Source organism: Bdellovibrionales bacterium (assembly GCA_016716765.1).
GTDB lineage: Bacteria > Bdellovibrionota > Bdellovibrionia > Bdellovibrionales > UBA1609 > JADJVA01.
Window position 1 is genome coordinate 664,998 of the sequence record JADJVA010000025.1, and the last position, 15,961, is coordinate 680,958.

The window sequence follows — 15,961 nt, forward strand, 5'->3', positions numbered from 1 at the left end:
GTGGCGATGTCGTCCCAACCAGTGAGCTTTTAATAGACTGGCCTGCTTGATTGTTGTTCCAGACTCCAAGGGAGCCTTGCTGAACTAAATCTCAGGAATCCAGGATCTTCAAACATGCGTCCGGCAGCAGCGCTCCCGTTGGGAGCACTGCACCAAGCCGAACTCGATCCTGGACTCCTGAGATTTAGTTCAGCCGGCTCCATGTTTCTTGGAAACAACAAATTCACCACGGGCTTGCAGGCCAGCCGCAGTATCAAAATCAAAATCTTTCTATTCGAAGGCTTAAGTTCGCTTCATAGGAGAAGGGCGAGGCAAACACCTCGCCAACTCATGGGATTGGGCCCGCCTCACCAACACCTTCGTGGGCCAGTTTAGTCTTTTAAAATGGTCCAGGTTGAGTCTGTTAAAAATTTCCGCCAAATCCCCAAGACGTTGGGTTAGGCTGCTGTGTTTCATTCGTTGGAGATCGAGTGGGAGTTGGAGTTGAGGGGGCTGCGGAGGCTGCGGCTATGATCGCCTGGTATCGTTCTTTTGCGGATCTGTAAGCTTCGGATTGTGCTAAATAAGTTTCGTAGTAGCTATTGAGAGTTTCTCGACAAATAGAAGCTGTACCAGAGGGACTGCTTTCTCGGTCTCCAAAACCGCTACTTGGGTTGCTCGCTTGAGGGCACTGAGATTCGCAAATACTTATGGTTTTGTCGCATTCTTTTGCCATTGCAGCCAACCTCACTTCATTTAGAAAGGCATCGCTAAATTGAGTCTGAGCAGTTTCTGTTATTCCTGCTCCCGAGGCCGGAGGCGTTGTTGCTAAGGCAGGTTGACGAGAGCAGATGTCTTTTGCTTCAGAGAGAGCCTTTACACATTGTGTGTTCGATGGGCTTTGTGCCTGCGCAAAATGGAAAGCACCACAAACTGAGAAGGCCAAATAGGATGAAATACCCGCAATTGTGACAAAAATGTTGTATCGAAAATAAGCCATGTGACTCCCCTTCATTTGATCAAGGGGAATGCAAAAGGCGTGCAAAAAAGGCGAGGCTAGCTTTACAAAGAACCGTTCAAAACGTAACTGTGCTGGTCACTCGAATAATTTATCGGCAACGGATGCCTTCTTTCTATTGGATAGCGCCGCCACCGAGCCCTGACAGGTAAAGCCTTAAAAAGAATATCTAGATTTTAATGCAACGGCTGGCCTGCAAGCCCGTGGTGAATTTGTTGTATCCAAGACACGCGGAGCCGGCTGAACTGAATCTCAGGAGTTCAGGATCGAGTTCGGCTTGGTGCAGTGCTCACAACGGGAGCGCTGCTGCCGGACCCATGTTTGAAGATCCTGAATTCCTGAGATTTAGTTTAGCAAGGCGCCCTTGGAGTTTGGAACAACAATCAAGCAGGCCAGCTCATTACCTTTGAGCCGGGTCTTCAGGCATAGTGATAATGAGTTCAACCCTTCGATTTTGGGCTCTGCCTGCATCGCTGGTATTAGGAGCGACAGGTTGTGAGTCTCCCATTCCCGAAACCGTCATTGAGCTGTCGGGCACTCCACTTTTTGCCATTTGGATCTTCACAGCTTGAGCCCTTTGTTCGGACAGTATGGCATTGGTTTGCTTTCTGCCCGTGCTATCAGTATGGCCAACGACTGTGATTCGGTTTTCTGGGTACTTTTTTAGAATATCTGAAATCTTCGCTACATTTTCTAAGGCACCCGCTTTGAGCTCAGCCGAGCCAGTCGGAAACAAAATATCGCCCTTCAATTTGGTCAAAATGCCTTGCTCGGTTCGCTTGGTTTCCGCGACTTTTTCTAGTTCCTTGGCTTGTTTGTCGAGTTTGTGTCCATGGGCACCACCAATTGTACCGCCCAAAGCAGCTCCAACCAAAGCTCCCTTGTTTCTGTTTCCAGACTGATGGCCAATGATAGCTCCGACCGCCGCACCCGCAGCGGCTCCAACTGCGGCTCCAACTCCCGTATTTTTGCCCGCATCTGCGCAACCAAGGATCGTTGCTAAATTAAGACTCGCCAGCAAACAAGCACAAAGGCCAAGCAAATGTTTTTTATTCATCGTAGTACCTCCCAAAAAATTGAATGATTTCAAGGTGTCATGGAAAAAATCTTCTCATGTTAAAGCATGCCTTTCTTCACATGCCAGCCTTTCTTTCTCATTTTGAGACGAAATAATGCGACGAGCTAATTAATTCGATATAACGCGCCGAATAACAAAGACCAAGTGAGGGCGGTATTGTGCAGATTGCGAGCATGGGGCCTATGGTGATTGTGCCAGATGATGACAAGCTCGATCATGAGCTTGAGTCGCGACGCATTAGACTGGAAAAGGCCAAGGCTGGATCTGCCCATCCGAGTGGATTGGATCAAGAAGTGGGTGAGACCCTGGATGATGGTGACACACGTGAGGGGTTGGAGCGCTTTTTTGAATTTCTCAAAAAGGTAAAGGACCAGGACAAAAATAAGGATAGGGATAAAAAAGATGAGGAGGTCGAGGAATTTTCAACGGGAGGGCACGAACATATTTCAAATGATTTCGATGAATTAGATGGGAGATTGGAAGAAATTAGCCCTACAAGTGGCAGAAAAAAATCGCATTCGCCATCTATCAGGACAATGAAAAACTGCATGATTTTTCATTATGAGAAGGCAAAAACAACAGAAGAGGATCTTCATCTGAAGGGGCTTTATTTTGATAAAGCAGCTTAAAAGCAATTACTTAACGCATAACATAAAAAAACTTTAAGTTATAACGCGTAGCGCCGATAGAAGGGATGACTGCTGAAATAGAACCGTCTGTGGGCACCGCTCGGGACCTTTGTGGGAGGAGGTCATCGCGGGGAGGGTGCTTTTATGTCGTTTCGAATTGGGTCGGCTGTGGCCTCGTTAACTGCTCAGAGATATTTACATAAGAATCAGCTTCAAACCGAAAAGTCCTTGCGATCCCTGGCATCTGGCAGACGTGTCGTCCAAGCTGGTGACGATGCCGCCGGATTCGCTATCGGAGAGAATCTGCGTGGACAGATCAGCGGCCTTCGACAGGCCAAATTCAATGCTGAAAGCGCCGTTGCGATGATTCAAACGGCTGAGGGCAGCTTGAATGAGCAAAATAACATTTTAATTAGGCTTCGGGAGCTCTCTGTGTATTCGGCCAGCGACACTGTTGGTGAGGCAGAACGTGGTTTTTTGAACAAAGAATTTCAGCAACTCTCAGCGGAATTCGACCGAATTGCTCAGTCCGCGCGCTTTGGAAACAAACAGCTTTTAACAGGCACAGGACAGCAGTTTGAATTTCAGGTTGGACCATTTAGCGGTCCTGAAAACAGAGTGGAATTTTCTCTGGATGCTGATACCACGGCGGATAGCGTGGGTATCAAAGGATCTTCAATAGAATCACAAGGTGAGGCGGTTGATACCCTAAGTACCTTAGATTCGGCACTGCTCAGTATTGCAGGGGCTCGCAGCTCATTTGGAGCCGCTCAGAGTCGATTTCAATATACGATTGATGCCTTAGCGGCCCAAGCAGAGAATATGGAGCAGGCACGATCATTAATTATGGATGTAGACGTCGCCGACGAAGTCACCAAATTGGCGAGTTCTCAAATCTTGCAGGACATGGGCACTTCTGTGCTGGCACAGGCGAATTCCGATTCTCAGCGTGTGTTGAGGTTGATACCCACCTAGAAAATAAAAAACTGTATAAGTTATTTAAAAAAGGACAATCGAGGGCGGGCAGTGTGAGCGTAGCCATTAGCGGCGGCCGTCTTGAGGCCAGTGGGACAATCAAGGCGGCCCTTTTCATTCTCATTCACCAGCCAAAAATTTTTTTAGCGCCGAGAAAACTCGATCCAAATTCTTGATGTGCGGAGGGGCCACAAAAACGGTATCGTCACCGGCAATTGTACCCAGTATTTCTGCAGGCCGGTGGATGTCGAGCTCACGAGCAATCAGTGAAGCCGACCCAGGCTCTGTGCGAATAACGATCAAGGAACCATTGTGTTTCATTTCAACGACGAGTCCTTGCAAGGCGCTCTTGACGTTTTCAGCAAGGGCTGGTGGCGCTTCGGAAGAGATCAGTCGGTAGACCGTATGGCCTTGATCATCCAGCATTTTCACAGCGCCCAATCGCCTGAGATCTCTGGATACCGTGGTTTGGGTTGTCGAGAAGCCTTCGCTTTCAAGCTGGTTTCTCAAATCCTCCTGGGTTGTCAGTACGCCCTTGAAGAGAATTCTTCGCAGCGCTAACAATCGGGAATCTGATTTGGATCTAGACTTAGTTTTTCCCATAATTGAAATCCTTAGAAGCATCTGATTTTAAGCTAGAGTGATTCTGTGGATATTCCCCAAGGTCTCGGCACAGATCCATTAGGAGAGCCTTCTGTACGTGCAAACGGTTTTGGCTCTGTTGGAAAATGACAGAATTGGGGTGCGTGATCATTTCGTCGGTGATTTCTCTTCCTCTCACCATGGGCATGCAGTGCATGATGGCCGCCGTATTCTTTGCGAAACTGTAAAGCTCACTGTTTAATTGAAAGGGAGAGAAAATTCGTTCTCTTTCTATTTCTTCTCCTTCAAATCCCATACTTGTCCAGACATCCGTGTAAACTGCATCGGCTTCTTTCACTGCGGGCAAGGGATCAATGTCACCATAGACATGACAATTGTTATTTTTTGCCAGCTCAAGGGCGCTCTTTACAATAAAGGAATTAGGTCCGTACCCGTCTGGGCAAGCATAAAAAACATCTGCGCCAAAGGCCGGCGCAATCAGTAACAAACTGTTGAGAACATTGTTCCCATCTCCCAGCCACGCGATCTTTCGACCCCTCAGATCTCCATATCTTTCGATGAGAGTCATGACATCGGCCAGTCCCTGACAGGGATGGTGTGTGTCAGAAAGTCCATTGATGACTGGAATCGTTGAGTGTTGAACCATTCTTTCCAAGGTCCGGTGTTCAAAAGTTCTCAACATAACGGCATGCACGAAGCCGCCCAAAACGCGAATTGTGTCCTCAGGCTCTTCACTTTTTCGAGAGGTCGAGACGATCTCTATCGGATTGCCACCAAGCTCGCTGACGGCAACCGAAAAACTAACTCGAGTTCGAAGGCTCGGCTTTTCAAAGATAAGTGCGACACTCTTGTTAGTCAGAGTGGTCGTTCTCTCTGTGTCTCGAGTTCGCTTGAGATGAATGGCATGTTGAACTAGTTCATTCAACTCCTGAGGAGAATATTCCTCGCCGGTTAAAAAATAGCGAAGCTTAGACATGACAGACCTCTTCTTTTAAGCGAGTGGTGCGACTGCGCAGTCGACAAATGGTACCCACACCCCTCTCCGTAAAAAGCTCTTCAATCAGCGCATGCGGTCTTTGGGCGTTGAGAATATGAACCGCTGAAACTTTCTGATTGAGGGCGTGAATAATTGTTTGAGTCTTGGCTAGCATTCCACCAGTGACCACTTTTTTCTCAATAAGAAGTTCCAATTCCCCCGCATCAAGTTCAGGAAGGAGCTTTCCATCTGTATCCAAAATACCATTTTGGTCTGTGAGAAAAATGAGTTTAGAAACCCCCAAGGCAGAGGCCAAATAGCTGGCGGCCCAATCGGCGTTCACATTAAAGGCTTCTCCCTTTCGGCCGATGCCAATGGGAGCGATAACGGGAATGGTTTTGAGTACTGGATTTTTAAGGACGGACTGAATCAGTTCTGTATTTACCTTCTCGATTTTTCCTACGCGACCAAGCTGCGGATTCAGTTGGCGACACAGGAGAGTGTTGTGGTCGGCCCCAGAAAAACCAACTGCGGCGAGACCATTGGCACTCAACTGGCGCACTATTCGACGATTCATTTTTCCAACTAATATTGTTTCGATGATATCCATCATCTCTGGAGTTGTAACTCTGAGACCCTCAATGAACTCCCACTTGATTCCCCGACGGGTGAGCTCTTCATTGATTGACGGCCCTCCACCATGAACAAGAATGACAGACACGCCCACCGATTTTATTGCAATCAAATCACGGCAAACGGACCGGACGAGTTCCGGCTTTTCTAAGGCCGATCCTCCGATTTTAATGAGCAAAGTTTTTCCAGTAAATTTCTTTACATATTTTAGTGTATCAATAACCGAACTGACCTCGCTCATGAATACTCCGTGTTGATATCAACATACCGTTTAGAAAGATCACAACCCCAGGCCGTTGCCGCAAATTCGCCGCCATGCAAAGAGATTGATATCCTAATTTTTGAGGCCTTCATCAAAGCCTTTACTTCGGATTTTTCAAATATTGCGGGGGCACCGTTCGCAAAGAGTTTTACATCTTGAATGTAAAGATCCATTTTATTGAGGAGGGGGCCAGGGATGCCTTCAGCACCGAGTCGTGCTAAAATTCTTCCCCAGTTTGGATCTTCCCCATGGATTGCCGTTTTTACCAAGGGGCTGACGACGATGCCACGAGCCGCCTTGCGACAGAGGGCAAGATTCGAAGCGCCGGTTATTTGAACTTCTATTAACTTTGTGGCTCCCTCTCCATCTGTCGCGATGGCTTGAGCCAGGGTTGTTGCCACTCGTTTGAGACCGCTAAAGAATCGTTCCTCATCTGTGCGCGAGCTGATCGTTACTCCGCTTGATCCATTTGCCATCATAAATACGCAATCATTGGTCGAACTGTCGCCATCCACCGATATCATATTAAAGCTTTCATCAGCGGATTCTTTTAGAAAGCGCGTTACTTGCTCTTGGCTCAACTGGGCATCCGTGAGGAGGTACCCCAACATAGTGGCCATATTGGGATGAATCATACCGGAGCCTTTGCTGATTCCAGCAATCTCTACTGTTCCTCCACTGAGTTCAATTTTTAACGACGCTGTCTTTGGAACAAGATCTGTAGTTAGAATTGCTAAGGCAAAAGGCTCTGCAGCTTCTCCTAAGCGATGAACCAATTCCGGAATTGCAGGTAGAATTTTATCGACATCGACTTGCTGGCCAATCACACCGGTTGATGCGATCAGCACATTTTGAGTTGAAATATTCAGGGCTTTTGCCACTTCCTGTACCATCAATAAATTATTCTTTGCCCCTACTTCACCTGTCGCGGCGTTGGCTTGACCACTGTTCGTGAAGATAGCCCGAATTGTCTGGGAAGGCAGCAAGGCCTGAGAATAGAGAACGGGGGCTGCTTTGCATTCATTGAGAGTAAAAACTCCACTGGTTTGACAAGGAAACTCAGAGTAAATCAATCCAATGTCAGGCCGATATCGTCGCACTCCACTGTTTATACCGCTGGAGAAAAAACCTTTTGGAAGAGCTGTTCGGTAGATTCCTGCACCTAACGTCATGTGAGAGCCTCCAGATGATCTAAACCGCTATCGGGCGGGAGATCGTAAAGAAAATTAAAATTCTCTACAGCCTGGCTAGCTGCTCCCTTGAGTAAGTTATCCAACAGTGAGAATAAAAATACTTTTCCATCGATGACTTCATATCCGATATGGGTAAAGGCAGTGCCCACAACTGTTTTCAGGCGGAGGAGATGAGGCTGAGACTTGATGTGACCCCAGCGGACAAGTGGATAGCTCCCAAAATGCTTTGCATAGGCCTCACCAATTTTTTGGCACAGGATTTGGTCACTCAATCGAAGCCTGGGCTTCAAGTAAAGACTCGAGATAATTCCGCGACGGACATTGAGCAAATGGGTATTCATCGTCAGATCAACTTCTACTCCTGAAAGAGACTTGAGGGCTTGGAAAATCTCTGGCTGGTGCTGGTGGGTACCTACTTTATATGGAAGGCACTCTTCCGAAACCTCTGAGAAGGAAAGCGATTCTTCAATTTTACGTCCAGCACCAGTTGTTCCCGACTTCGCATCTATGACAATCTGTTCGGGCTGGATGAGTTCTTCCCTCAGGAGAGGGATGAGCGCCATGAGAATGGAGGTCGCATAGCATCCGGGATTGGCGATGAGACCTGTGCTTTTGATTTCATTAAAGGGCACTAAACCATAGGTGGACTGATTGGCTAATTCAATCGAATCAGGGGCTTCTCCGTACCATTGGCGGTAGATATCCCTGTTTGATTTATCTGGTAGGTCCTTCAGGCGAAAGCCTCCTGAGAGGTCGATGACATGGACCCCCTGTTCGAGTGCCGAAGAAGCCAGACTCCAAGAGACTTTGTGGGGAGTGGCCATAAATACAAGGTCGATGTCGTCGAAATGAGGATTTTCCAAACAGGGAGGGAGAGAGCGCCCAGGAGGGGGTTTCAGATAGCTACCCAATTCAAAATGGGAGCTGGCACTCACGAATTCAAGCTTCATTGCTGGATGACGCATGCAAATTCGCGTCAACTCCAGACCGGAGTAACCGCGGGCTCCAAGAATTGCGACTCGCGAGAGGGAGCTGTCTTTACGGAGTAGATTTCTCACCTGATTAGATTCCCTTTCAAGAGGCTCAGGGTAATATCCTGCAAGCCACGAAATGCATAATTATGCAATTGATTGCATAATTATGCCCAAATATCCAGCTAAAATTCAAAAAAAATAAAAATATGGAAATTTATGCACTTCAAGTTGACGGCCTTCGGGTTTATCTTTTATGTCCTGTGAGCTGAGTGTGGGCTTTGAGTGAGTTCCCTCGGTGGGACAGACAATGAATGCGATGAGAATGCGAGAAAGGTGACTTTATGTCAAAAACTGTTGTGTTGGTATATTCTGGGGGATTGGACACATCTATTTGTATTCCGTTAATGCGAGAAGAATATGGTTACGAGCGAATTGTGACAGTAACTGTCGATGTGGGACAACCGCAGTCCGACCTGGATCAGGCACAGGACAAGGCAAGGGCGTTGGGAACTGAGCATTACACCGTTGATGCAAAAGAGGAATTTGCCAAAGACTATTGCTTTAAGGCACTCCAAGCCAATGGGGATTATCAGGGGTATCCTATGAGCACATCAATTGCTCGTCCTGTCATTGGAGCTAAAGCTGCAGAGATTGCACGCAAGGTGAATGCGACCTCCTTTGCTCACGGATGCACCGGCAAAGGCAACGATCAATTTCGGATTGAATTTGCAATTCGGGCGATGATTCCTGAAGCCGTTATTCACGCACCTATTCGAGAACGGAACATGACTCGGAGTTGGGAAATCGATTATGCAAAAAAGCGAAATATTCCAATTCAACAGAGCTTAGATAAGATCTGGTCAATTGACGAGAATCTCTGGGGAAGATCAGTTGAGGGAGGACGCCTCGAGGAACCGAATTTCGTTCCTCCAGAGGAGATTTATCAGTGGACTTTGAGTCCAGAGAAGGCCTTGGCTGTACCGGAATCGATCACTCTCAAATTTGAAAAGGGCGTTCCAATCGAATTCAATGGCAAAAGACTGAGTCCGGCACAGATGGTTGTTCACTTGAATCGGTTGGCTGGCGCTCATGGAATTGGCCGCATCGATATTATGGAAGATCGTATGTTAGGTTTGAAGGTAAGGGAAAATTACGAGTGTCCCGCGGCAACGATTCTTCTCAAAGCTCACAGGGCATTAGAAAATCTAGTTCTTACAAGAGAGGAAATTCGATTTAAGTCTTTGGTTGACCAAGAATGGAGTCGAATGGCTTATGAAGGTCTTTGGTGGGATCCATTAAAGGAGAATCTCGAAGCATTCATAGACCAGACACAGTTGAGAGTGGATGGCCTTGTGCAGTTGAAATTATTCAAAGGTGTGGCTCAGGTCATTGGTCGTGAATCCAAATGGGCACTTTATAATGAAGACCTTGCGAGTTTTGACTCTACGACTTTTAATCAGAATGAGAGCACGGGGCAGGTTAAGAATTTTGGCATGCAATCACGCATGTATTATCAGCTCAAGAGGGCAAATACGTAATGGCGAAGTTATGGGGCGGAAGATTTGGGAAGGAACTTCATCAAGAAGTTCTGGCCTTTACGAGTTCCATCGCCACAGATCAACGTCTTTGGCCACACGATATTCAGGGAAGCCAAGCTCATGCTCGAATGTTGGGAAAATGTGGGATCATTAGCCTTCCCGATTCTGAGCAGATTGTGCGCGGTCTCGACTCCGTTGCGGCCAAGCTTTCCTCAGGCGAGTGGGCGTTTCAGGCTGAGGCTGAGGATGTCCATTCGGAAGTAGAAAGGCTTCTTGCCTCCGAGATAGGAGAATTGGCGGGAAAACTTCATACAGCACGCAGTCGGAACGATCAGGTTTTGTTAAGCACAAAACTTTATTTGCGGGCTGCGGTCACTGATTGGCTCTATGAATTGCAGGGTCTTCGCGCGGTCTTGAAAGATCTTGCAAAAAATCATCTCAATACCTTGCTTCCCGGTTTGACTCACACTCAGCATGCGCAGCCAGTCAGTTTGGCTCATCATTTGATGGCTTATTTTTGGATGCTCCATCGAGACGGCGAGAGGCTCATCGATTACAAAAAGCGGCTCAATAAATGTCCACTTGGAGTAGCCGCTCTGGCTGGCACCGGATTTTCAATTGATAGGCAGATGGTAGCCAAAGAATTGCAATTTGATGGGGTCACCGAAAATAGCCTTGATACCGTCGGAGACAGAGATTTCATTTTAGAGTTGTTGTCCATCACTTCCATCACCATGACTCATTTCTCTCGTTTGGCCGAAGAATTTATTTTGTGGTCGACACCAGAGTTTGGATTTTTGACCCTTGACGACAGTGTGACCACCGGCAGTTCCATCATGCCTAATAAAAAGAATCCAGATGTCGCAGAGCTCATTCGGGGGCGTACGGGGGTTGTTTTTGGTCAATTGATGGCGGCCCTCACATTAATGAAAGCAGTACCCCTGAGTTATAATCGTGATTTTCAAGAGGATAAGGAACTCATTTTTAAATCTCTGGATATACTTCGTGGATCGACGCGCATGTTTGTTTTGATGCTAGAAAACGCAAAATTTCATCCAGACAAAATGGCAAAGAGTTTAATGGGTGATACCTCTAATGCGACTGATCTTGCCGATTACCTTGCGAAGAAGGGCTTGCCTTTTCGTCAGGCTCATGAGGTGGTTGGTAAAATTGTATTGCACTGCGCCTTATCTGGTCAACCAATTGAATCCTTGGATTTGATGACATTTCACCAGTTTTCTCCCCTTTTCGAATCAGATGTGCTCAGCATTGTACTTCATCGGGCAGTGATGGAAGCAAGGACGTCCGAAGGCGGAACAGCTCCAGACGCAGTAAGTCGTCAGATAAAAATGGCCGAATAGAAATTTTTTTAAAAATTTTTTAGAAGAATGGTGGCTCTGATTTCAAGCACAAGACGCAGCAAGACATAGAAAACCTAGACCAAAGGCCTAAAGCTTCCTAGACCAAAGCCGAGAAGCTTCCTGAACACGTTGGAGCACACTTGATAGACTTCTATTTCAGCAGTCACTGAGTAGAGGGCTTATCGAGAGTCAGAAAGGAAGGGGCCATCAGCCCTCAACTTTTTGCAAACCTCCAAATTTAAAAACTGAATATTAACAACCAAGGCAATGATTGCCACCTTTACGCGTCTGGCCGTGGGGCCAGGGGATTCTTTTTAACCCGGAGAATCTGTGTGTGAAGTGGGGCCTAAAAAGGATGGAGCCGCAAGGTTTTTGGGAGGTACACAATGGGCTTAAGGATTCATACAAACATCGCTTCAATTAGCGCGCAGAGGCAGCTAACAAAACAGCAAAGTCGGATGGAGCATGCTCAGCAAGCTTTGGCCTCAGGCAGCCGAATTGTCACAGCCTCAGATGATGCGGCTGGATTGGCAATTTCGGAAAACATACGTGGCCAGCTCGCAGGAATAAAAATGGCTCGTAACAATGCCTACAATGCGGGCTCTCTGATTCAGGTCAGTGAGGGTGGTCTGAATGAGATCAATAATATTCTCATTCGTTTACGTGAATTAGGTGTACAGGCAGCTTCTGACACTGTCTCAGAAGTAGAGAGAAGTTTTCTCAATCAAGAAGCCCAACAAATGGTTGATGAATCCGACAGGATTGCGAAGTCAACTCGATTTGGAAATAAGACCTTACTGGACGGGTCTGGCGAAGAATTGGAATATCATGTGGGTCCATTTTCAGGAGAGGAAAATATTATTCGGTATAAAATTTCTGCCGACGCGACGGCCTCTACATTGGGAATCGACGGTATTACGGTGGAAGACAAAGAGTCGGCTCGGTCTACTTTGGAAGCTGTTGATCAAGCGATCGTCAAGCTCGGAAATTTGAGAGCGGATTTTGGCGCGGTCCAGAGTCGTTTGCAAATTACGACTTCTAACTTAGATATCCAAAATGAGAATTTATCTGCTGCAAAATCACGGATAAGGGATGCCGATGTGGCATTTGAGTCGTCTGAATTGACCTCAGCGCAAGTTCTTCAAGCTGCTTCGGTCTCGGTTCTCGCAGCGGCCAATCAAAATGGAGCATCGGCTCTTAAGTTGCTCAGTTGAGAATAGAGTTTTGAAAAGAAATTCCAAGGTTTACGGAGTAGTAGCCCACAGACGAAGCTACTCTTAAGCCCGCCCTGGGGCCCTCCCACAAGCCCCGGGGTATTTTAATGGACGCTCATCTTTCACGTGAGTTTCTATTTCCTACTGCAGAAGCGCTATCGCAATCCACTTTGAATTTTGTTTTTACCTTCGGTCCAAGAAAACTCGATGCGACCCGGCCTAACATTGAGGTAGGAGATTGGTAGGAAACCTCTTTCTCAAAAGTTCCCTTTTCCAAACGAGATCGGGTAAATTTAAATTCTCCGAAATATTCGCCATCAAAAAGCAAGAGAAGAAGCCCCTCCCTTTTCGCATCGTCGCTCCCAGCGGGCTGATATTCCAATTCAAAGAGGTATTTTATGATCGTCTCGTTTGCGTTTGCCTCTCTTAACTCTTCGTCATAGAGAGTGAAACGACCATGAGAATTCGGATCAATTTCAAATGATTTTTGTAGAGTTGAAACAGTCATGCCACCCGATTCATGCCATATGGACTTCGTTACACGACAAGTGATATTCAATCGATATCTAAATGGTTCCGTCCCGCTCGGTTTGGAATCTGCAAGTGCGAGAACCTGATGTATGGCAAGGACGGCGGCAAGACCTTGGGGCAAATGGCGACTCAGTGCTATCCTCAAAATTTTCAAAGTATTTCTCAGTAAAAAATAGATTTGACTCATGCGATTCAAGGCTCCTTGTAAAACTCAATGACCCGCAACGCAGGTTCTGAGCGTGGTGACAAGCCCAATGGGCATATGCATATAGAGTGCCACTCGGCTGGAGTGTTACAGGCTTCTGATGCAGAGGGGAAAGGAAGTTCTACCGATTTCTCGGACTGTCATTTTTACCCTCTTGAAAATTAAATCATCGCAGAATCTATGCAAGTCCTATCTTAAGGTTTCTAGAAGCAATGCAATTTGAGATTTGCCCGCACCTTCGGTCCGTAGAATTTTGTAGCAAAGCGACCAAAAATAGAGTGAGGAGATTGATAGGAGGTATCCTTTTCAATGATTCCCGTATGAAAGCGTGATCGGGAGACCTCAAATTCTCCCAGATATGCCCCATTAAGATAGGCAATCAGAACTCCATTTCTGGCAGAAGGATTTCTATCTATTTCTCTGTATTCCATTTGGATCAGACTCTTTGAAATGGTCTCCTGCGTTTCGCCGTCTTTGGTGACTTCGTGATCGAGGATAAATCTGTTGTCTTCTTCGAAGTGAATTGCTAGCGCCTTTTGAATCGCAGAAACAGTTGTGCCACCGGCTTCGTGATAAATGGATTTAGTTAGGTTGCACGTGACCAATAATTTATCGCCAATTGGCTCCGCAGCACTCGGAAAATTGGGCATACCAGCTGCATGATCAAGAGGAAATAAAATCAGCAAAAGAAAAAAAATAGAAAAATATTTTAGACTAATTATGTATGGAATCTTGATCACTGCTCGCCCCCCCGCCATGACTTTCATACAATAGTTTAGATAAGCTCGCATTGAAATTAAGTTCAGTCCTGTCAAATTTATGTCAGCATTTCTTATGTTTTTGTAAAAACCGTAGCGGAATTTCGCTAGTGCTCATGTTGAAAGTGCGTGCTGTTTGGGGATCCATTTTACCCAATCAAAAGTCCTGGGATTTCTTGACGAAGGTCTAGGCTAGCTAGAGAAAATTCGCTTTTGTTAGGATAAAAGTCGAGTTCACCTATGACAAAGGTCCAGTTTTCTGTGGACAAAGGTCCAGTTTAACTGGACTCGACTCAAGTGCAGCTAGACCTAGCCGAAAGGTTGAGTAAGCAAGCAGCAGTACCAAAGTCGAACCTGTCTGAGGAGATATTGTCTGAGTGACTGCGGACACTATTTTCGTTTGTAGGACAGGAGAGAAAAGGTTCTCTGCTCCAATGTGTTCAACCCAGGCCAAGGGATGGCCGCGCTTGAGATAGTGCCTTGTAGGTGAGGCCGTCCAACGGAGAGAGGGATTTTCACTTAACAAAAGGAGGGCATCATGTCCTTAACAGTAAGTACCAATATCTCGTCCATAGCGGCGCAAAACACTCTGGCTCGTAGCCAGCGAAGTTTGGAGAAAAGCTTTACTCAGCTAGCGAGCGGAAGCAGGATCACCAAAGCTGCAGACGATGCCGCTGGTTTGTCGATCAGCGAAACTCTGAAATCAACTATTCGGGGATACACTCAGTCTCAGCGCAATGCCAATGATGGAATCTCAATGGTCCAGGTCGCTGAAGGGGGACTGGCGGAGGTCAGCAATATTCTCACTCGCATGAGAGAACTAGGGGTTCAGGCCTCATCGGACACTGTAGGGGATACTGAAAGGGGCTTTATTGATAAAGAAGTTCAGCAGTTAAAATCTGAGATGCAGCGAATTGCTGAATCGACAAGATTTGGACAGACCCGTTTGTTAGATGGATCGGGCCAGGAATTTTCGTTTCAAGTAGATATAGGAAATAATGATTTTCAGGATCGAATCAATTTCGACTCCAGTGCACAAGTTGCAACCACTCCTGAATTGGGTGTGGATGGATTTGACTTTTCGTCAAAGGATGGAGCACGCGAAGCACTTGATATCCTGGAAGGATCTCAGCGCCAGGTCAATGGATATCGTGCCACATTGGGAGCCATACAAAACCGCTTGATTTCCACAGCGGAAAATCTGGGAGTCGCAATCGAGAATTTCTCTGCCGCGAATTCTCGAATTAGAGATACTGATGTAGCCCAATCCTCGGCGGAATTGGCAAGGAACAATATTTTGTTAAGCGCCTCAATAGGAGTACTTGCACAGGCTAACCAAACACCGGCGGCGGCATTGCGTTTGATAAATCAATAGGAATTTATGAGACGAGAAGGGACCTTAGACTCCTTTTGTTCCTTCGGTGCCAAACCTACCCAGGGGGAATTCCCCCTGGGGTACTTTTGACCTAGAACTGAGGACTAGAATCGCAGTTCAAAATAATGTTTTTTCGGGATTTGTCCGAGTAAGGAGGCATGAACATTAAGTCCATTCTTCCCTTCATTCCCGGACTCGCATCGCGGGCGAAGTTGGAAGCCAAACAAGAGGTGGCTTCTCACGAGGCGGGTGATCGCGAGCCAAATGGAAAACAGGAACGGGGCGACGGCCATCCGCAAAGGCCTTTAACTCCAGAAGAGGTAGCTAAAGCGGTTGATATTCTAAAGGAATTGTCTGGCGTAAAGGCAAGTTCCCTGAGTCTTAGAGTTGTGACAAAAGAGGACTGTACGGTCGTTTTAGTCGAGGGACCAACTGGCGAGGTTGTACGACGTTTGACCGAATTGGATCTTTGGCATGTCCTGAAAAATCAAGAGAAGAAGACCGGTCATATTCTTGACAAGGCTATGTAAAATTAAGTTGGTCAATTTTACGAATATTGGTCCAAGCCATTTTATTGACTCATAACAAACTCCAATTTTGGGTCATAATCAAAAAAGACAACCTATCACCAATGTCAGGAGGACCCGGGTGCCCGCAAT

The 15,961-nt window shown here is 46.6% G+C and carries 18 protein-coding genes; 8 read left to right on the top strand and 10 right to left on the bottom strand.

Translation table 11 applies throughout. The features are described from left to right. Nucleotides 1-29 precede the first annotated feature (29 nt). Together IPL83_19575 and IPL83_19580 are read right to left on the bottom strand one after the other, a co-directional pair. The gene (locus IPL83_19575; protein MBK9041322.1) at nucleotides 30-218 is read right to left on the bottom strand and encodes a hypothetical protein; all 189 of its coding nucleotides are present in this window, start codon (nucleotides 216-218) and stop codon (nucleotides 30-32) included. 185 nt (nucleotides 219-403) lie between these two features. Continuing rightward, nucleotides 404-979, bottom strand: coding sequence for a hypothetical protein (locus IPL83_19580; GenBank protein ID MBK9041323.1), 576 nt, complete (start codon nucleotides 977-979; stop codon nucleotides 404-406). A gap of 233 nt (nucleotides 980-1,212) precedes the next feature. Between IPL83_19580 and IPL83_19585 the strand changes: the two genes are divergently transcribed. Continuing rightward, on the top strand, nucleotides 1,213-1,407 hold the full coding sequence (locus IPL83_19585; protein MBK9041324.1) for a hypothetical protein: 195 nt from the start codon (nucleotides 1,213-1,215) through the stop codon (nucleotides 1,405-1,407). On the opposite strand, the gene IPL83_19590 is transcribed toward IPL83_19585, so the two are convergent. Further along, nucleotides 1,398-2,054: an OmpA family protein gene (locus IPL83_19590; protein ID MBK9041325.1), complete on the bottom strand. Its 657-nt coding sequence runs from the start codon at nucleotides 2,052-2,054 to the stop codon at nucleotides 1,398-1,400. The two genes, IPL83_19585 and IPL83_19590, sit on opposite strands and share 10 nt — an antisense overlap. 179 nt (nucleotides 2,055-2,233) lie before the next feature. Between IPL83_19590 and IPL83_19595 the strand changes: the two genes are divergently transcribed. Beyond that, a complete protein-coding gene (locus IPL83_19595; GenBank protein MBK9041326.1) occupies nucleotides 2,234-2,704 on the top strand; it encodes a hypothetical protein in 471 nt (156 codons plus the stop codon). A gap of 144 nt (nucleotides 2,705-2,848) precedes the next feature. Beyond that, nucleotides 2,849-3,679, top strand: a complete 831-nt coding sequence (locus tag IPL83_19600; GenBank protein ID MBK9041327.1) for a flagellin FliC — start codon at nucleotides 2,849-2,851, stop codon at nucleotides 3,677-3,679. A gap of 120 nt (nucleotides 3,680-3,799) precedes the next feature. Here IPL83_19600 and argR read toward each other — a convergent pair whose 3' ends face one another. The 5 genes from argR to IPL83_19625 are packed head-to-tail and all read right to left on the bottom strand — an operon-like array spanning nucleotide 3,800 to nucleotide 8,404. Further along, a complete protein-coding gene (gene argR / locus IPL83_19605; protein ID MBK9041328.1) occupies nucleotides 3,800-4,282 on the bottom strand; it encodes an arginine repressor in 483 nt (160 codons plus the stop codon). Further along, complete coding sequence (argF, locus tag IPL83_19610) at nucleotides 4,269-5,258, bottom strand: ornithine carbamoyltransferase (GenBank protein ID MBK9041329.1); 990 nt, start codon at nucleotides 5,256-5,258, stop codon at nucleotides 4,269-4,271. Before argF ends, argR begins: the two co-directional genes overlap by 14 nt. Then, nucleotides 5,251-6,132 (bottom strand): acetylglutamate kinase, encoded by an 882-nt coding sequence (argB, locus tag IPL83_19615; GenBank protein MBK9041330.1) that lies wholly within the window; start codon nucleotides 6,130-6,132, stop codon nucleotides 5,251-5,253. Before argB ends, argF begins: the two co-directional genes overlap by 8 nt. Then, nucleotides 6,129-7,325, bottom strand: coding sequence for a bifunctional glutamate N-acetyltransferase/amino-acid acetyltransferase ArgJ (argJ, locus tag IPL83_19620; GenBank protein ID MBK9041331.1), 1,197 nt, complete (start codon nucleotides 7,323-7,325; stop codon nucleotides 6,129-6,131). The genes argB and argJ overlap by 4 nt, the downstream gene beginning before the upstream one ends. Further along, the gene (locus IPL83_19625) at nucleotides 7,322-8,404 is read right to left on the bottom strand and encodes an N-acetyl-gamma-glutamyl-phosphate reductase (protein MBK9041332.1); all 1,083 of its coding nucleotides are present in this window, start codon (nucleotides 8,402-8,404) and stop codon (nucleotides 7,322-7,324) included. The genes argJ and IPL83_19625 overlap by 4 nt, the downstream gene beginning before the upstream one ends. Nucleotides 8,405-8,661: 257 nt before the next feature. Here IPL83_19625 and IPL83_19630 point away from each other — a divergent pair, with 257 nt between their 5' ends. From IPL83_19630 to IPL83_19640, 3 genes are all read left to right on the top strand, one after another. Further along, nucleotides 8,662-9,858 carry an argininosuccinate synthase gene (locus tag IPL83_19630; GenBank protein MBK9041333.1) on the top strand — a complete coding sequence of 399 codons (1,197 nt, stop codon included), beginning with the start codon at nucleotides 8,662-8,664 and terminating at the stop codon, nucleotides 9,856-9,858. Continuing rightward, entirely contained in the window at nucleotides 9,858-11,219 is a 1,362-nt protein-coding gene (gene argH, locus IPL83_19635; protein MBK9041334.1) for an argininosuccinate lyase, read from the top strand. The genes IPL83_19630 and argH overlap by 1 nt, the downstream gene beginning before the upstream one ends. A gap of 386 nt (nucleotides 11,220-11,605) precedes the next feature. Beyond that, nucleotides 11,606-12,433 (top strand): flagellin FliC, encoded by an 828-nt coding sequence (locus IPL83_19640; protein MBK9041335.1) that lies wholly within the window; start codon nucleotides 11,606-11,608, stop codon nucleotides 12,431-12,433. Between the two features lie 115 nt (nucleotides 12,434-12,548). Here the strand turns inward: IPL83_19640 and IPL83_19645 are convergent, their stop codons facing one another. Then, nucleotides 12,549-13,151 (bottom strand): hypothetical protein, encoded by a 603-nt coding sequence (locus IPL83_19645; protein MBK9041336.1) that lies wholly within the window; start codon nucleotides 13,149-13,151, stop codon nucleotides 12,549-12,551. 221 nt (nucleotides 13,152-13,372) lie between these two features. Beyond that, complete coding sequence (locus tag IPL83_19650; protein ID MBK9041337.1) at nucleotides 13,373-13,909, bottom strand: hypothetical protein; 537 nt, start codon at nucleotides 13,907-13,909, stop codon at nucleotides 13,373-13,375. Nucleotides 13,910-14,465: 556 nt separating this feature from the next. On the opposite strand from IPL83_19650, the gene IPL83_19655 reads away from it, so the two are divergent. Both IPL83_19655 and IPL83_19660 read left to right on the top strand, forming a co-directional pair. Beyond that, a complete protein-coding gene (locus IPL83_19655) occupies nucleotides 14,466-15,302 on the top strand; it encodes a flagellin FliC (GenBank protein ID MBK9041338.1) in 837 nt (278 codons plus the stop codon). Nucleotides 15,303-15,460: 158 nt separating this feature from the next. Next, entirely contained in the window at nucleotides 15,461-15,832 is a 372-nt protein-coding gene (locus IPL83_19660; protein ID MBK9041339.1) for a hypothetical protein, read from the top strand. Nucleotides 15,833-15,961 lie beyond the last annotated feature (129 nt).

Coding starts and splice junctions, on each gene's coding strand:
- IPL83_19580 (MBK9041323.1), bottom strand. CDS start 979: ATGGCTTATTTTCGATACAACATTTTTGTCACAATTGCGGGTATTTCA.
- IPL83_19590 (MBK9041325.1), bottom strand. CDS start 2,054: ATGAATAAAAAACATTTGCTTGGCCTTTGTGCTTGTTTGCTGGCGAGT.
- IPL83_19600 (MBK9041327.1), top strand. CDS start 2,849: ATGTCGTTTCGAATTGGGTCGGCTGTGGCCTCGTTAACTGCTCAGAGA.
- argR (MBK9041328.1), bottom strand. CDS start 4,282: ATGGGAAAAACTAAGTCTAGATCCAAATCAGATTCCCGATTGTTAGCG.
- argF (MBK9041329.1), bottom strand. CDS start 5,258: ATGTCTAAGCTTCGCTATTTTTTAACCGGCGAGGAATATTCTCCTCAG.
- argB (MBK9041330.1), bottom strand. CDS start 6,132: ATGAGCGAGGTCAGTTCGGTTATTGATACACTAAAATATGTAAAGAAA.
- argJ (MBK9041331.1), bottom strand. CDS start 7,325: ATGACGTTAGGTGCAGGAATCTACCGAACAGCTCTTCCAAAAGGTTTT.
- IPL83_19630 (MBK9041333.1), top strand. CDS start 8,662: ATGTCAAAAACTGTTGTGTTGGTATATTCTGGGGGATTGGACACATCT.
- argH (MBK9041334.1), top strand. CDS start 9,858: ATGGCGAAGTTATGGGGCGGAAGATTTGGGAAGGAACTTCATCAAGAA.
- IPL83_19640 (MBK9041335.1), top strand. CDS start 11,606: ATGGGCTTAAGGATTCATACAAACATCGCTTCAATTAGCGCGCAGAGG.
- IPL83_19645 (MBK9041336.1), bottom strand. CDS start 13,151: ATGAGTCAAATCTATTTTTTACTGAGAAATACTTTGAAAATTTTGAGG.
- IPL83_19655 (MBK9041338.1), top strand. CDS start 14,466: ATGTCCTTAACAGTAAGTACCAATATCTCGTCCATAGCGGCGCAAAAC.
- IPL83_19660 (MBK9041339.1), top strand. CDS start 15,461: ATGAACATTAAGTCCATTCTTCCCTTCATTCCCGGACTCGCATCGCGG.